At 58.6% G+C, this 16,422-nt stretch carries 16 protein-coding genes; 13 read left to right on the top strand and 3 right to left on the bottom strand.

Annotated elements, in window-relative coordinates; all coding sequences use genetic code 11:
- The first annotated feature begins 62 nt into the window (after positions 1–62).
- The 13 genes from ACR0M2_RS17555 (at position 63) to ACR0M2_RS17495 (ending at position 12,542) form a co-directional block, all read left to right on the top strand.
- Positions 63–2,357, top strand: coding sequence for a bifunctional salicylyl-CoA 5-hydroxylase/oxidoreductase (locus ACR0M2_RS17555; RefSeq protein ID WP_480706456.1), 2,295 nt, complete (start codon positions 63–65; stop codon positions 2,355–2,357).
- Entirely contained in the window at positions 2,354–3,085 is a 732-nt protein-coding gene (locus ACR0M2_RS17550; protein ID WP_480706286.1) for an SDR family NAD(P)-dependent oxidoreductase, read from the top strand. Before ACR0M2_RS17555 ends, ACR0M2_RS17550 begins: the two co-directional genes overlap by 4 nt.
- Positions 3,082–3,549: a MarR family winged helix-turn-helix transcriptional regulator gene (locus ACR0M2_RS17545; RefSeq protein WP_170350925.1), complete on the top strand. Its 468-nt coding sequence runs from the start codon at positions 3,082–3,084 to the stop codon at positions 3,547–3,549. The genes ACR0M2_RS17550 and ACR0M2_RS17545 overlap by 4 nt, the downstream gene beginning before the upstream one ends.
- Complete coding sequence (locus ACR0M2_RS17540) at positions 3,539–4,339, top strand: enoyl-CoA hydratase family protein (protein ID WP_480706284.1); 801 nt, start codon at positions 3,539–3,541, stop codon at positions 4,337–4,339. The genes ACR0M2_RS17545 and ACR0M2_RS17540 overlap by 11 nt, the downstream gene beginning before the upstream one ends.
- Positions 4,339–5,490 carry an acyl-CoA dehydrogenase family protein gene (locus tag ACR0M2_RS17535; protein ID WP_480706283.1) on the top strand — a complete coding sequence of 384 codons (1,152 nt, stop codon included), beginning with the start codon at positions 4,339–4,341 and terminating at the stop codon, positions 5,488–5,490. The genes ACR0M2_RS17540 and ACR0M2_RS17535 overlap by 1 nt, the downstream gene beginning before the upstream one ends.
- Complete coding sequence (locus ACR0M2_RS17530) at positions 5,490–7,121, top strand: AMP-binding protein (RefSeq protein ID WP_480706282.1); 1,632 nt, start codon at positions 5,490–5,492, stop codon at positions 7,119–7,121. Before ACR0M2_RS17535 ends, ACR0M2_RS17530 begins: the two co-directional genes overlap by 1 nt.
- Before the next feature lie 110 nt (positions 7,122–7,231).
- Positions 7,232–8,362 (top strand): ABC transporter substrate-binding protein, encoded by a 1,131-nt coding sequence (locus ACR0M2_RS17525; RefSeq protein WP_254428557.1) that lies wholly within the window; start codon positions 7,232–7,234, stop codon positions 8,360–8,362.
- 52 nt (positions 8,363–8,414) lie between these two features.
- Positions 8,415–9,335 carry a branched-chain amino acid ABC transporter permease gene (locus ACR0M2_RS17520; protein WP_480706281.1) on the top strand — a complete coding sequence of 307 codons (921 nt, stop codon included), beginning with the start codon at positions 8,415–8,417 and terminating at the stop codon, positions 9,333–9,335.
- Positions 9,332–10,318, top strand: coding sequence for a branched-chain amino acid ABC transporter permease (locus tag ACR0M2_RS17515; RefSeq protein WP_480706279.1), 987 nt, complete (start codon positions 9,332–9,334; stop codon positions 10,316–10,318). Before ACR0M2_RS17520 ends, ACR0M2_RS17515 begins: the two co-directional genes overlap by 4 nt.
- Positions 10,311–11,060, top strand: a complete 750-nt coding sequence (locus ACR0M2_RS17510; RefSeq protein WP_480706277.1) for an ABC transporter ATP-binding protein — start codon at positions 10,311–10,313, stop codon at positions 11,058–11,060. The genes ACR0M2_RS17515 and ACR0M2_RS17510 overlap by 8 nt, the downstream gene beginning before the upstream one ends.
- A complete protein-coding gene (locus ACR0M2_RS17505; protein ID WP_480663659.1) occupies positions 11,057–11,743 on the top strand; it encodes an ABC transporter ATP-binding protein in 687 nt (228 codons plus the stop codon). The genes ACR0M2_RS17510 and ACR0M2_RS17505 overlap by 4 nt, the downstream gene beginning before the upstream one ends.
- Positions 11,743–12,150, top strand: coding sequence for an acyl-CoA thioesterase (locus tag ACR0M2_RS17500; RefSeq protein WP_480663657.1), 408 nt, complete (start codon positions 11,743–11,745; stop codon positions 12,148–12,150). Before ACR0M2_RS17505 ends, ACR0M2_RS17500 begins: the two co-directional genes overlap by 1 nt.
- The gene (locus tag ACR0M2_RS17495; RefSeq protein ID WP_480663655.1) at positions 12,147–12,542 is read left to right on the top strand and encodes a RidA family protein; all 396 of its coding nucleotides are present in this window, start codon (positions 12,147–12,149) and stop codon (positions 12,540–12,542) included. The genes ACR0M2_RS17500 and ACR0M2_RS17495 overlap by 4 nt, the downstream gene beginning before the upstream one ends.
- Before the next feature lie 24 nt (positions 12,543–12,566).
- Here ACR0M2_RS17495 and ACR0M2_RS17490 read toward each other — a convergent pair whose 3' ends face one another.
- From ACR0M2_RS17490 to ACR0M2_RS17480, 3 genes are read right to left on the bottom strand one after another with little or no spacing between them, the layout of a single operon-like run.
- Positions 12,567–13,313, bottom strand: a complete 747-nt coding sequence (locus tag ACR0M2_RS17490; RefSeq protein WP_480663653.1) for an outer membrane beta-barrel protein — start codon at positions 13,311–13,313, stop codon at positions 12,567–12,569.
- A 49-nt stretch (positions 13,314–13,362) separates the two neighbouring features.
- Complete coding sequence (locus ACR0M2_RS17485) at positions 13,363–14,607, bottom strand: DUF3179 domain-containing (seleno)protein (protein WP_480706274.1); 1,245 nt, start codon at positions 14,605–14,607, stop codon at positions 13,363–13,365.
- A 59-nt stretch (positions 14,608–14,666) separates the two neighbouring features.
- Positions 14,667–16,334 carry a sulfatase-like hydrolase/transferase gene (locus tag ACR0M2_RS17480; protein WP_480706273.1) on the bottom strand — a complete coding sequence of 556 codons (1,668 nt, stop codon included), beginning with the start codon at positions 16,332–16,334 and terminating at the stop codon, positions 14,667–14,669.
- Between the last annotated feature and the right edge of the window lie 88 nt (positions 16,335–16,422).

The raw sequence follows: 16,422 nt of genomic DNA, 5'->3' as shown, positions 1-16,422 counted from the left end.
GAAGGGATCAGCGACTCGGTCTAGCGTTTAAGGTGTTCAGACGGATGAAGGGAAGTTTAGCGATGCGCATTGCTTGCCTTGGCGGCGGACCGGCGGGTCTTTATTTCGGGATTTCGATGAAGCTTCGAAATCCGGCGGCCGAGATTGAGGTGATCGAGCGCAACCGACCCGATGACACCTTTGGCTGGGGCGTCGTTCTGTCCGATGAAACGTTGGACAATCTGGCGGTCAACGATCCGATCAGCGCTGAGAGAATTCGGGAACAGTTTGCCTATTGGGACGATGTGGCGCTGGTTCACAAAGGCCAGCGCACTGTGTCTGGCGGGCATGGGTTCTGCGGCATCGGGCGCAAGCAGCTGTTGCTGATCCTGCAGGCCCGCGCCCGCGAATTGGATGTGAAGATGCGGTTCGAAACCGAGGCTGCATCCGCCTTGGACTATATGGCCAACTATGACGTCGTCATTGCGTCGGACGGGTTGAATTCGAAAACCCGCGCCGAGTTTTCAGATGTGTTCAAACCGGATATCGACCAGCGCCTGTGTCAGTTTGTGTGGCTGGGAACGCACCAGAAATTCGACGACGCATTTACCTTTATCTTCGAGAAGACCGATAAGGGCTGGGTTTGGGCCCATGCCTATCAATTCGATCCAGACACCGCGACTTTCATTGTCGAATGCACACAAGAGACATTCGATGCCTATGGCTTTGACAAGATGAGCCAGCAGGACTCGATCGCCGTTTGCCAAGACATCTTCAAGGATCATCTGGGCGGGCATGCTCTGATGACCAATGCCAACCATATCCGTGGCTCAGCCTGGCTGCGGTTTCCGCGCGTGCTGTGTGAGAAATGGAGCCACGACAACGTCGTTTTGCTGGGGGATGCTGCGGCTACGGCGCATTTCTCGATCGGGTCGGGAACCAAATTGGCGTTGGAAAGCGCGATTGCGCTGGCCGAGTATATCCACAGCGAAGACACGCTTGAGGCTGCCTTTGCCCGCTATGAAGACGAACGGCGGCTCGAAGTACTGCGACTGCAATCGGCGGCGCGGAACTCGGTTGAGTGGTTCGAGGATGTTGAACGCTATCTGGATCTGGATTCCGTGCAGCTGAACTATTCCATGCTGACCCGGTCGCAACGGATCAGCCATGAAAACCTGCGCGAACGCGATGCCGGGTGGCTGGGCCGGGCCGAGGCCTGGTTCATGGCGCAAGCGGGGGTCGGGATCAACGCTCCCGCCCGCGCGCCCATGTTTGCGCCATTCCGTCTGCGTGGGATGGAGTTGAAGAACCGGATCGTGGTCTCACCCATGGCACAGTACAAGGCCGTGGATGGCTGCCCGACCGACTGGCATCTGATCCACTATGGCGAGCGCGCCAAGGGTGGGGCAGGGCTGGTCTATACCGAGATGACTTGTGTAAGTGCCGATGGTCGCATCTCGCCAGGTTGTCCCGGTCTGTATGCGCCCGAGCATGAGGCGGCATGGCGCCGCCTGACCGATTTCGTCCACACCGAGACCGACGCCAAGATTTGCTGCCAGATCGGTCATGCCGGGCGCAAAGGATCGACGCGCATCGGGTGGGAGGGCATGGATCAGCCGTTGGAGGAAGGCAACTGGCCCCTGATTTCCGCCTCGGCCATTGCGTGGTCAGACGACAACGCCATACCCAAAGCGATGGATCGGTGGGATATGGATCGCGTCATGGCGGAGTTCGCAGCAGCTGCCCAAATGGCTGATCGCGCCGGGTTCGACATGATAGAACTGCACGCGGCTCATGGGTATCTGATCTCGTCCTTCATCTCTCCGCTTTCAAATACACGAGACGACGACTATGGCGGCAGTTTGGAAAACCGCATGCGTTACCCGCTTGAGGTGTTCGCGGCCATGCGCGCGGTCTGGCCCGAGGCCAAGCCGATGGCAGTGCGTATATCGGCCAGTGACTGGGCGGGTGAAAACGGCATTACACCGGAAGAGGCCGTTGAGATCGCGGCGATGTTCGATGCGGCGGGGGCGGATATCGTGGATGTGTCCGCAGGTCAGACCTCGACACAGGCGCGGCCGATTTATGGGCGGATGTTCCAGACCCCATTCTCGGACCGTATTCGCAATGAACGTGGCATCAAGACAATGGCAGTTGGCAACATCTACGAGGCCGACCACGTCAATTCGATCTTGATGGCCGGGCGCGCCGATCTGGTCTGTCTGGCCAGACCGCATCTGAACGACCCCTATTGGACCTTGCACGCAGCCACGGCGCTGGGCGACCGGCAGGAGATCTGGCCAAAACCCTATGAGGCCGGGCGCGATCAGGCCTGGCGTCTGGCCGACCGCGACGCAGAAATGGCAGGTAAGGTATGAGTCACGTAGTCATATCAGGCGGTGGCACCGGGGTCGGTGCAGCGATTGCGAAGACGTTTGCTGAGGATGGCGTGGCGATCACTCTTTTGGGTCGGACCGAGGCCACCTTGCAGCAGCAGAGGCTACCTTTCGAAGTCTGCGATGTGACCGACACGGTGCAAGTACAGGCCGCTTTCGAGTCCGCCCGCGCCCAACGGGGCCCGGTCACGGCGGTCATCGCCAATGCAGGCGCGGCGCATTCGGTGCCGTTTGCCAAAATGACGGCGGATGACCTGCGCGGCATGACCGAGGTCAACTTGATCGGTGTGTTCAACGTCTGGCAGGCCGGGCTGGCAGACATGCAGACGGCGGGCGCCGGGCGTCTGGTCGCCATCGCCTCGACAGCGGGATTGAAAGGCTATCCTTACGTCTCTGGTTATTGCGCCGCGAAACACGGGGTTATCGGCCTGACCCGCTCGCTGGCAGTTGAACTGGCCCCGACCGGGATCACCGTCAACGCCGTGTGCCCCGGTTTTGTAGACACGCCGATGCTGGAACGTTCGATCGAAACCATCGTCGAAAAAACGGGGATGAGCGCAGAGGACGCCGCCGCCTCGCTTCACCTGGGCAACCCCCAACGCCGGTTTATCGAAACGGATGAGGTCGCCAGCGCAGTGAAATGGCTGTGCTCGGACGCTGCGAAATCCGTGAACGGCCACACGCTCAGCCTTTCGGGAGGTGAAATATGACTCCGACCCTTGCACACCCCCCGCTTGAGGATGCCTCGAAAGAACGGCTACGCCTGTGGTTGCGTCTGTTGAAAACCACCCGAGGTATCGAGGCCAAACTGCGTGAGAATTTCCGGGCCGAGTTCGACACGACCTTGCCCCGGTTCGACGTGATGGCAGCGCTCTCGCGCTTTGAGGGCGGCCTGAAAATGAGCGAGATTTCCGGCGTGCTGCGCGTCTCCAATGGCAACGTGACCGGGATCGTGGACCGGCTGGCTGACGATGGCCTGCTGGTGCGGGTGCCGGTGCCCGGAGACCGCCGCGCCCATCGCGTGTGTATGACCCAAAAGGGCCGCGCGGAATTCGCCCGCCAGGCCGCCGCGCATGAGGCATGGATTGCCGATATGCTGGGCCAATTCTCGGCCGAGGATGCAAGGACGCTCACCACCGAATTCAGCCTGCCGGAGGAGCCTAATGATCCGTGACGTCAAACATTTCCAGTGTGAGGTGCAGGACCGCGTTGCCACGGTCAGCTTGGACCGGCCTGAGCGGAAAAACCCGCTGACCTTCGACAGCTATGCCGAGCTGCGCGACTGGTTTCGCGATCTGGTCTATGTCGATGATGTGGACGCCGTGGTCTTTGCGTCGAATGGTGGTAATTTCAGCTCGGGTGGCGATGTGCATGACATCATCGGCCCGCTGACTCGCATGAATATGAAAGAGTTGTTGGCCTTTACCCGCATGACCGGCGATCTGGTCAAGGCGATGGTGAATTGCGGTAAGCCGGTGATTGCGGCGGTGGACGGTATCTGCGTTGGGGCTGGAGCGATCATCGCCATGGCATCCGATCTGCGTATCGCCACACCACAGGCGAAATGCGCCTTTCTGTTCACACGGGTTGGGCTGGCTGGTTGTGACATGGGAGCCTGTGCCATCTTGCCCCGTATCATCGGGCAGGGGCGGGCGGCAGAGCTGCTCTATACCGGGCGGTCTATGAGCGCCGAGGAGGGGCTTGGCTGGGGGTTCTACAACAGCGTGGTCGAGGCGGATCAGCTTGAGGGCGCGGCGCAGAACATGGCCCGGCGTATCTCTGCGGGACCGAATTTCGCGCATATGATAACCAAAACCATGTTGGCGCAGGAATGGTCCATGTCGATCGAACAGGCCATCGAAGCCGAGGCACAAGCGCAGGCCATCTGCATGCAGTCCGGCGATTTTGAGCGTGCCTACAACGCCTTTGTCGCCAAAGAAAAACCAGAGTTCGAGGGGGATTGATGGCAGATCGCAGCTTCCTGTCATGGCCATTTTTCGAGCCACGCCACCGCAACTGGGCCGCGCGAGTCGAAGAGGTCGTGCAGGAGCTAAAGGTCGACCACGCGGACACGGATGCCGCCTGCCGCGCGCTGGTGCGTGACTTGGGCGCGGCGGGGCTGCTGCAGCCAACTGCGGACGAACGCGGCCAGTTGGATGTGCGGACTTTGTGTCTGACCCGGGAAATCCTTGCCCGGCATGATGGGTTGGCTGATTTTTCCTTTGCCATGCAGGGCCTTGGCACCGGTGCGATTTCCCTGTTCGGCTCACCCCAGCAAAAGGCCGAATGGTTGCCAAAAACGCGCAGCGGGCAGGCGATTTCAGCCTTTGCGCTGACCGAGCCGCAGTCAGGATCCGATGTGGCGAATTCTGCCATGACCGCGACATGTGATGGCGATCACTATGTTCTGAACGGCGAAAAGACTTGGATATCGAACGGGGGCATTGCCGATGTCTACACCCTGTTCGCCCGCACGGGCGAGGCGCCGGGTGCTAAGGGATTGTCTGCCTTTGTGGTAACACCCGACTTGCCGGGGTTTGAGGTTGCCGAACAGCTGCACACCATCGCTCCGCATCCGCTGGCGACACTGCGGTTTTCTGATACGCGTATCCCAGCGTCGGCGATGATCGGCGCGCCCGGTGCCGGGTTCAAGATCGCCATGTCGGTGCTGGATGTGTTCCGCTCGACCGTGGCGGCAGCGGCCTTGGGGTTCGCCCGGTGCGCGTTGGATGAGGCGTTGACGCGGGTCAGCGCCCGTCATGTGCAAGGCGCGCCGCTGTTCGATCTGCAGATGGTGCAGGGACACATCGCCGATATGGCGCTGGACGTCGATGCGGCGGCGCTGCTGGTCTACCGCGCCGCCTGGACCAAAGACAGTGGGGCACCACGGATCACACGTGAGGCCGCAATGGCCAAGCTTTTTGCCACCGACCACGCGCAGCAGGTCATCGACAAGGCGGTACAGCTGTTCGGCGGTGACGGTGTCCGATCGGGCATGCCGGTCGAGGCGCTGTACCGTGAAATCCGGGCGTTGCGCATCTACGAGGGTGCCTCGGACGTTCAGAAAGTGGTCATCGCCCGTCAGGCAATGGCCGCGCATAGGGAGGGGAAGTGATGTTGGGACCGTCCGCACATATCGATACGTTCAGCCGCGATAGCTTGCCGTCCGAGGAGCAATGGCCAGATTTTCTGTTGGACGGGTTCGACTATCCCGACCTTCTGAATGCTGCGTATGAGCTGACCGATGCGATGGTGGACAAGGGGTTTGGCGACAATATCGCGCTGATCGGAAACGGGCGGCAGAGGACCTACAAAGAGCTTACCGACTGGACCAACCGTCTGGCGCATGTGCTGGTCGAAGATATAAGAGTACAGCCCGGTAACCGTGTGTTGATCCGTTCGGCAAATAACCCGGCCATGGTGGCCTGCTGGCTGGCCGCGACCAAAGCTGGGGCCGTAGTCGTCAACACTATGCCCATGCTGCGGGCGGGAGAGTTGACCAAACATGTGGACAAGGCCGAGATCCAGTTCGCCCTCTGCGATACGCGTTTGATGGAGGAAATGGAAACCTGCGCACAGGGTAGCCGGTTCCTAGAGCGCGTCGTGGGGTTCGACGGCACCTCAAACCACGATGCCGAACTTGATCGTCTGGCGCTGGAAAAACCGGTTCAGTTCGAATGCGTGCAAACGGGTCGCGATGACGTTGCCCTTCTAGGATTCACCTCAGGTTCTACCGGAGAGCCCAAGGCCACGATGCACTTTCACCGCGATCTGATGATCATCGCCGATGGTTATGCGCGCGAGGTTCTGAACGTGCAGCCTGAGGACGTCTTTGTCGGGTCCCCTCCACTGGCATTCACTTTCGGGCTGGGTGGACTGGCGGTGTTTCCACTGCGATTTGGGGCAACGGCGACCTTGCTGGAACAAGCTTCGCCCCCCGGCATGATCGAGATCATCGAAAAGTATAAAGCCACCGTCTGTTTCACAGCTCCAACCGCCTATCGGGTCATGTTGCAAGCGATGGAGGATGGGGCCGATCTGTCCAGCCTGCGCGCTGCCGTTTCGGCGGGCGAGACGTTGCCCAAACCCGTCTATGACGATTGGATTGCACGTACAGGCAAGCCGATGCTCGATGGCATCGGGGCCACGGAATTGCTGCATATCTTCATCTCAAACCGGTTCGACGATCACCGGCCCGCTTGTACCGGAAGGCCGGTCAAAGGGTACGAAGCGAAGGTTTTGAACCGCGACGGGACCGAGGCCAAAACGGGCGACATTGGCCGATTGGCGGTGCGAGGCCCGACCGGCTGCCGATATCTGAATGATGATCGTCAAAAGGACTATGTTCACGACGGCTGGAACATCACCGGCGACAGTTTCTATCAGGACGAGGGCGGCTATTTCCATTTCGCGGCACGCAATGACGATATGATCGTCTCGGCCGGGTACAATATCGCAGGCCCCGAGGTCGAAGCCGCGCTGCTGGCGCACGAGGCCGTGCTGGAATGCGCCGTGATCGGTGCCCCAGACCCGGATCGGGGCGAAATTGTCGAGGCGCATGTCGTGCTGACCGAAGGTGCTGTGGCAGAAGATACCCTGCGCGAGGCGCTGCAAACTCATGTCAAATCCGTAATCGCGCCCTACAAGTACCCACGCTCGATCCGGTTCTGCGACGCGTTGCCAAAGACTGCGACGGGAAAAATTCAGCGCTTCAGGTTGAAATCCCCCTCGACGAACGGGGCGTGATCGGTGTGAATAGCGGCATAACAAAAAAGAACGCCCTGTCAGGGGCATAGGCTGAACGCGGGGAAGATTGGCAAAAGGCGCGTTCGAAAGACCAACGAAGGGAGATGAAGATGAAAAAGTTTCTAGCGGCCGCTGCGGTTTCCGCGCTGTGCGCCACCGGTGCGGTGGCCGAGGTCAAGGTCGGGATGATCACCACGCTGTCTGGCGGCGGGGCCGGGTTGGGCATCGATGTGCGGGACGGGTTCATGCTGGCCATCGCGCAATCAGGCCGAGACGATATTGAGGTTGTAATCGAAGACGACCAGCGCAAGCCCGACATCGCCGTGCAGTTGTCGGACAAGATGATCCAATCCGAACGGGTTGACGTGATGACCGGGATCATCTGGTCCAACCTTGCCATGGCGGTTGTGCCTGCGGCGGTGAACCAGAACGTATTCTATCTGTCGCCCAATGCGGGCCCGTCTCCCTTGGCCGGGAAAGGTTGCCATCAGAACTATTTCAACGTCGCCTGGCAGAACGACAACCTGCACGAGGCCGCCGGGGCCTATGCCAACGGTGCGGGCTATAAGAACAGTTTCATTCTGGCCCCGAACTATCCGGCTGGCGTGGATGCCTTGACCGGCTATAAGCGGTTCTTCGAGGGTGACTTGGCCGGTGAAATTTATACCGAACTGGGACAGACCGACTATGCTGCTGAAATCGCCCAAATCCGGGCTAGCGATGCAGACAGTGTGTTCTTCTTCCTGCCGGGCGGTATGGGGATTTCCTTCCTCAAGCAATATGCCGACAGTGGGATCGACCTGCCCGTGGTCGGTCCGGCCTTCAGCTTTGATCAGGGCATCCTGCAGGCAGTTGGTGATGCGGCAATGGGTGTGGTGAACACCTCCCAGTGGAACAAGGATATCGACAACCCGACCAATGCGGCGTTTGTGGAAAGCTTTCAGGCGGAATACGGACGTCTGCCTTCGCTCTACGCAAGTCAAGGGTTTGACACCGCCAATCTGCTGCTGTCGGCGCTGGACAAGGCCGACCCGTCAGATGCCGATGCTTTCCGTGAGGCGCTGCGAGCGGCCGAGTTCGACAGCACCCGCGGTGATTTCAGCTTTGGCCCGAACCATCATCCGGTTCAGACCATCTATGCGCGTGAAGTGATCAAGGAAGGTGACGTATTCACCAACAAGATCCTCGGCGTTGCGCTGGAAAACCACTCTGACGCATATGCGGCCGAGTGCAAAATGTAACTGACCCTCTGCCTGCCCCCGATTGCGGGGCGGGCAGACCACCGGAGTTCCCATGTCCTCGATCCTGATTATCGAGCAGATCCTCAACGGGCTGCAGTTCGGTGTGATGCTGTTCCTGATGGCGGCTGGCCTGACGTTGATTTTCGGCGTGATGGGTTTGATCAATCTGGCCCATGGCTCGCTGTATATGGTTGGGGCGTTTGCCGCCGCTGCCGTTGCAGGGGCCACTGGGTCTTTCCTGCTGGCGTTGGTCGCCGCCCTGGCCGCCGCAGCGCTGGCCGGAGCGATTGTCGAGATGGTTGTGATCCGGCGACTGTACAACGCGCCGCATCTGGATCAGGTGCTGGCCACCTTCGCGCTGATCCTGGTCTTTTCCGAAGGAACACGCTGGGTTTTTGGCTCTTTTCCATTGTTTTTGGACATTCCCGATGCGCTATCGGGGCCTGTGACCTTGCCCGGCGGTATCGAATACCCGCTCTATCGCCTGACTCTGATCGGCATCGGGCTGGCCGTGGCGGTTGGGCTTTGGGCGCTGATCGAACGCACCCGATTAGGTATCCAAATTCGCGCCGGTGAGAATGATCGCGAGATGATTGCAGCATTGGGCGTAGATATCTCGAAGCTCTACACGCTGGTCTTTGCGCTGGGCGCGGCGCTGGCCGGGTTGGCAGGTGCTCTGGTTGGTGCGATCCAATCGGTTCAGGTCGGGATGGGAGAGCCGGTGCTGATCCTGGCTTTTGTAGTCATCGTCATAGGCGGTATCGGTTCAGTTCGTGGTGCCTTTATCGGCGCGCTGCTGGTCGGGCTGACCGACACGCTGGGCGGGGTGTTCCTGCCCGAATTGTTCAAGCTGTTCATGGACAATGGCGCGGCGCAGAAAAGCGGTTCGGCGCTGGCCTCGATGGGGATTTACGTGTTGATGGGGCTGGTGTTGATTTGGCGGCCCACCGGATTGTTCGGAGCCCGCGCATGAGGCTGAATGAGAAATACCTTAATGCCGCAATGATCGCGGGTCTGCTGGCATTGCCGCTTTGGGCTGTTATGGCAGACCAGCCCTTTACGATCACACTAGTGACGCGGGCGGTGATCCTGGCGTTGGCGGCGGTGGGGCTGAACATCATTCTTGGGATTGGCGGTATGGTCAGCTTTGGTCATGCCGTGTTCTTTGGGATCGGAGGGTACGCGATGGGCATACTTGCCTATCACGCGCAGACCTACACGGCGCTGGATCTGGGGCTGCTCACCACCGGCGGCACCAAGTCCATGCCGGTGATCTGGTTGGTGGCGATGATCCTGTCCGGGTTGGTGGCGTTCTTTATCGGGCTGCTGTCGCTTCGAACGTCTGGGGTGTATTTCATCATGATCACGCTCGCTTTTGGGCAGATGTTTTTCTACTTCGCGATCTCCTGGGCGCAGTACGGGGGTGAGGATGGGCTGTCGATCTATATCCGCAACGACTTTCCCGGTCTGAACACACTGGCACCGATCCAGTTTTACGCCATTTGTTTCACGCTGCTTTGTGTGGTGCTGTTTTTATTTGCCCGCTTTCAGGCCTCGCCCTTCGGATTGGCGCTGAACGCGGCGCGTCAGACACCCACTCGGGTCGAGACCGTGGGCCTGAACCCGATGCGGTTGAAGCTGCTGGCCTTTGTCCTTTCAGGGGCAATCACCGGGCTGGCGGGCGCGCTGTTTGCAGACCTGAACCGCTTTGTCTCCCCCACGATGTTCAGTTGGCAATTGTCGGGTGAATTGATCGTGCTGATCATCATCGGCGGGGTTGGACGTCTGATGGGACCGGTGATCGGGGCCTGCGCCTTTGTTGCGTTGGAACATTTCTTGGGTGAACTTACCGATTTCTGGCATGTCTACCTGGGCGTGGCCTTGCTGTGCATTGTGTTGTTCGGGCGTGGGGGGCTGATCGGTCTGCTGACCGGGAAAGAGGGGGCACATGTCTGATCCCGTCCTTTCCACGCTGAACCTGAACAAAAGCTTTGGCGCGCTCAAGGCCACCGACGATGTGTCGATTGACCTGAAACCCTGCGAAATCCATGCGATCATCGGCCCCAACGGGGCGGGTAAGTCGACGCTGATCCAACAGATTTGCGGTGGGTTGCAACCAGATTCCGGGCGTGTCCTGCTGAATGGTCGGGATGTCTCGGGGCATAGCACGCAAGCACGGGCGCGGGCCGGGTTGGGGCGCACCTTTCAGATTTCCCAATTGTGCATGGAAGACACCGTTCTGGAAAACGCCGTGCTGGGCGCGATGGGCGCCGAACATATGGCTTTGCGGTTTTGGCGACCTGCCCTGAAACGGCCCGCGCTACGCGAGCGGGCCGAGGCAGCGTTGGAGCGCGTGGGCCTCAGCGATGACCGCGATACGCGCTGTGCCAACCTCAGCCATGGTCAGCGGCGGCAATTGGAGGTTGCAGTTGCTTTGACCTTGTCCCCAAAAGCCTTTGTGATGGACGAGCCAATGGCCGGGCTTGGTGCCGGAGGGTCGAAACGGCTGACGGGTTTTCTTGACGGGCTGAGACAGGAAGCGCCCATTTTGCTAGTCGAGCACGACATGGACGCGGTTTTTGCGTTGGCCGATCGGATCAGCGTGCTGGTCTATGGCAAGGTCATCGCCACGGGCACGGCGGACGAAATCCGCACCAGCCGCGAAGTGCGCGACGCCTATCTGGGGGACGAGGCATGAGTCTGCTGCGGATAGAAAACCTCAGCGCCTCTTACGGTGTCAGTCAGGCCCTGTTTGGTGTGGATCTTGAGATTGCGCAGGGTGAGGTCACTGCCCTGATGGGGCGAAACGGGATGGGTAAGACCACCACGGTAAAGGCCATTTGCCGGATGATCCGGTCAGACGGCACGCTGACGCTGGACGGTCAGGACCTGCATGCGTTGCCCAGTCACAAGGTCGCGCGCAAAGGCGTGGGGCTGGTGCCCGAAGGGCGCCGCTGTTTTGCCGACCTGACTGTGCGTGAAAACTTGATTGCGGCGGCACGTCCAGGGGATTGGACCCTGCGTGGTGTGACCGAGTTGTTTCCCCGGTTGGGTGAACGGCAGGGGCAACGGGCGGTTTCCCTGTCGGGAGGAGAGCAGCAGATGCTGGCGATAGGCCGCGCGCTGATGACTAACCCCCGACTGCTGATCCTGGATGAGGCCACCGAGGGGCTTGCCCCGATCGTCCGGCAGGAAATCTGGGCAGCGCTGCACCGCCTGCGGCAAGAGACCAACGTGGCGATCCTGCTGATCGACAAATCGTTAAAGGAGTTGGCGGCTGTGTCTGACAAAGCGGTCATTCTGGAGCGGGGCCGCACTGTCTGGACCGGTACCATCACTGACCTGACCCCTGAAATTTCCGAAAAATATGTGGGGGTCTGATGGCGTTTGAGTTTCATCAAAAAGTCTTGTTCAAACATTGCGACCCTGCCGGGATCGTGTTCTTTCCGCGTTACTTCGAGATGATCAATGATTGCGTCGAGGCGTTCTTTGATCAGGGCTTGAACGCGCCGTTCCACGATCTGCATCGCGCAGGTGCCGTACCAACTGTTCAGATCCAGACCCAGTTTCCCGCACCCAGCCGCCATGGAGACCAATTGGTTTTCCAACTTGAAATCACACAGATCGGCAACAGCTCGGCGGGGTACACGATGACCGCCCGTTGTGGGGATGAGGTGCGGCTGGCAACTTTGGCGACATTGGTCCACATCAACGCCGATGGCCGCCCCGAGGCGTGGCCAGATACCATCCGCAGCAAGCTGGAAACATTCAGAAAGGACGCGACATGAGCCATAAGATCATTCAGCCCGACGGCTGGCTTCCGGCCAAAGGCTATGCGAACGGCGTTCTGACCAAGGATGGAACCTTGCATATTGGCGGCCAGATCGGATGGGACGCGAACAAGGAATTCGTCAACGGCAGCTTTATTGGCCAGATGAAACAGGCCCTGCAAAATATCGTGGACATTGTCGAAGCCGCAGGTGGTGAGGTAACCGACGTGACCCGCTTGACCTGGTTTGTCATCGACAAAAGCGAATACCTGGCAAAACAGGCCGAAGTCGGCGCAGCCTACCGAGAGGTGTTTGGCAGGCACTTCCCCGCCATGTCGATGATCATCGTTGCCGGTTTGGTCGAAGACGAAGCCATGGTTGAGATTGAGGCCACAGCGCATCTGTCGTAACCCCGGTTGTTAAAGATTGCGCACTCAGAACCGGTAAGTAGCACCTATCAGCGGGCCGGATTGATCGAATTCGTAATCATTGCCGTCAATATCGTGGTCGAAAGATATGTAACGGTATCCACCCCGCAGCATCCACCTGTCGTTTATGATGTAGTCTGCAGTCAGCAGAACCGACCAGGTCTGGCTGCCGCTGCGAAATCCTCCGTAATCCACATAAGCGGTGCTGGTCCATGAATCGGATAGCGTAAACCGTGCCCGGACCCCAACTACCGGGTCGACCCAACTTTCGTCGGCAGTAGAGGTAAAGGCGGGACCTCCCACAGGTGTCAGCGAGAAATCAGTGTCGGTACTGTACCACCTGAAGCCGCCCGCAAGGTCCACCTTGACGGTTGGATCATTGCGCACTCGGTAACCCAATAAGGCCGTCAGGAACTGTGTCTTGACCGAAGTTTCAAGGTCGCCGCCGCCAGGCCCGGTATCGCCAAAAGACAAGTTGGTATAGTTATAGTCGGCCAGCACGCTCCATTGCCCGTTTGTTGCCGCCAGCGCGCCCATGAACGCAAAGTCGAGGTTTTCCAGCGCGTCTGTAAAGCTAAGTGTCGCGTCAAGCGTACCCCTAGGGGTTTCAATGCTGGTCTCGGTCTCGGGCATGAACAGATAGATAGTGGCCTCGTAAGACCAATCGGACTGCTGCGCCGAGGTGGGTGCTGCCACGGATGTCAGTAAGGCCGCTGCGACGGTGCCGAGCCTTGTTTTTTTGGATTGTACCATTCTGTCCCTCACTATTTCTGTCTTAAATTATGTGTTTCCGAAATGGGTCCTATGCCGCTACGTCCTCAGAGTCCGTTGCGCCCGAGCCGACGCGATTTATGTCAGTGTCCGGGAAAAACTCGGACCAGACGTGCCAGAATATTCCGGCCCGCAGAGTTTCTACCCGTTGCAACTGACCCTGGTCCGACACACCCCAGAAATCGCAATGTGAAACGGGCTGACCACTGTCATTATACCACACGCCCAAGCTTTCGTATTTCGGGTCCAAACTGACTACGACATCGCGGCCACCGACGGTGGCGTTGACGATCCAGTTGTTGTCGATGACGAAATCATCCGTCCAGCAGGCGGCATCCTTGCCGATTGTGATCCCCCAGACATAGGTCTTGTTGGGCAGCCGGTCATCGGAACGATCCATATTGTCCATTACGGGTGCTTCTTCCTGATGCTGGCGGCCGATGCCCCAGCCAAAGGTGATCTCGGTCACCATGTCCAGCAGCCGCAGCAGAGGATTGGACGAGGGTTTGTTCAGAAAGACTTCGCCGTCGGGAAAGGCCTTTTGGAATCCTCGGAACGTCATCCGGTAGGTCGGCCAGGGCTTCATCTGCGCCTCGGGGCGCAGGGGGCAGGCGAGCCCATCTGCGTTCGGGTCGCGGTCAGCCTCGCGGAAGCCATAGATATGCTGGATCGGCTCGCCGGATTCATTGTCGCGCAGGATCAGGTTGTTGCCGTGCTGGGCCAGCACCTCAAGGTCCAGCCGCTTGCCCTCGATCCGTGGGGTGTATCCCTGGCCGAGGTTGGCCATTGCGCAATAGGTCATCACCACATCTTCACCGCCCAACCCATCGACGTCACCGGCCAGATGAGGTCGCATGATCTGTGCATCCGGGTGCGCGCGGGCATGGCCGCTGTGATCCATCACGATGACCGGCGCGGTTGGGCCAACATATTTGCGGGCCTCGCTGATCGGAAAGAAGGCCGCGTCGTTCAACTGGTTACGCAGGCCCAGATGCACCCAGACAAAAGGGAAGCCGTAAAAGAACAGCACCAGCAACGCAGACAAAGCCCACAACCAGAACGACCCGCCACCCAAAAAGAGAAAGGTCAGCGTGGAGACGGCAAATGCACCCAACCCGATACTGATCAGGCGGTATTCATGCCGGATGAACCGCACCATATTTTCACGCTTCACCTTCAACAGCATTTGCGAGATGTCGCCCAGATCGCGGAAATAGACAAAGCCAATGCCAAGCGACACCACTATGCCAAGTGCGAAGATTATGTTTCCAGCCATCGCCTTACCTGCTGTCAGTTGAAAAGGCCGCCCGCGGAAATACTGCGGGCAGTCTAAGCTTATTGTTGTGACGATTGGCGTTTGACCAGGAACGCTTCAACCGCTTGCTGTGTCTCGGGGCGGATGTTGTCGATGCCCTCGTACGGAACACCCGTGGCCGGAGGAATATCCGGGAATTTTTCCTTTCGCGCATTGTGGCGCCCGAGAATCCGAACGAACTCCTGTCCACCCCAGGCACCAACTTCGGTCGACACCGAATACTCCTCACGCGTGTCGCGATATAGGTCGAAAAACTTGGCAACAATCGGGCTTTCACCGGGTCCCGGCAGCTTGAGCTTGAGCTGATCTTTGACGATAGCTTCGGGCTTGGCGACCGAATAGATGATCACGTGATCCCGGCGTGCTTTGGATTCATCGGCAAAAAGAAGTGCGGCTGATTGGTCCACACCATCGACAAGCCGGTCGCGAGGGATGAACTCTTCCGCACCAGCAAACCGCGCAAACGTTGTGTACATGTCAGAGACATGAACAATGCTGTTCAACAATGCGTCTTCTTCAATCATTCCCGGCCAGCGAATAAAGGCATCAACACGAACACCACCTTCTGTCGTGTCAGCTTTTCCACCGCGGAAGATCATTGGGGTGAACCCTGATTGCGGAGAATACTTGGTGAAATGGCCATTGTCGCCCATTACGACAATGATGGTGTTCTCGGTTAGCCCAAGCTCGTCCACTTTGGCGAATAGGTCACCAAGCCATTGATCCAGCAACTGCATTTTGTCGACATACAGCCCGCCGTTGGCGCTTTCGGGTCCGTCACGACCAGCACGCGTGTTATCCAGGGGAATCATTGGCCAATATTGGAGAAAGAAAGGCTCTTCATCGCCGGCCAAACGCTCAAGTTCAGACAGGGTTTTGTCCTGAAAGGCTTGGTTCATCTCGTCGTATTTGGCGGCATTCCAACGTTCACCTGTTTCCATGCGGATTTCGCGGATCGGACCGCCGGCCTCGCCTTCGATTACTGTCATCATCGCGGATGCATCAGGTCTGAACCAATTGTCCAAAGTGTATTTGTCGTCATAATCGCGGATCGCGACAGATACCTGTTCCTTTATGGCATCATCGTTGAAAATGGTCAGTTGTCCTTGCTGGTGTACGGCCATTTGGGCGTAGTCAAAGCCTTGGTTCATGGCCCAGCTTTCTGCGATGTCCCCCATGTGCCATTTTCCCACATGGCTTGTGGCATAGCCCGCCTGTTTCAAAACTTCCGGTAGGGTGACCTCATCGCCGGGCAAGCCAAACCCTGCTATATCTACGGCGGTGTCGCCCATCCCCATCCTTACCGGCAAACGCCCAGTCATCTGTGCCACACGGGTCGGCGTGCATGATGGCTCGGTGTACATACGCACCATTCGCATGGCTTGATCCGAGAAATCGTTGATGTTTGGCGTCTCATAGCCCCGCACAGCGTTCAATTCGGGGATGCCCATGTCGCCAAAGCCCAAATCATCGATCAACACGCTGATGATGTTCGGAGGATTGCCACCGTTGCCGTCCCTAAACGCGGCCAATGCTTCGTTTACAGCAGCATCATCCTGTGCCCATTGGTCGGCGTGCTGGGCTTGCAGAACGTAAAATTCGGCGTCGTGCTGAATGGGGTTTTCCTGCGCCAATGCCGATGTGGCCACAAGACCTGATGATAAGGTGATTAACCATCCCAGTTTCATTCCGTACTCCCCTTGTATGCAAGATGTTCTCTTGGCCTATGACTGCCGAGGCATTCTCACATTGAAACATTATGATGTTTATTTCTAA

This window comes from Ruegeria sp. BE10, from assembly GCF_056538905.1.
Note: the sequence above shows the minus strand (reverse complement) of the source record. Positions and strands in the feature narration are given on the sequence as shown.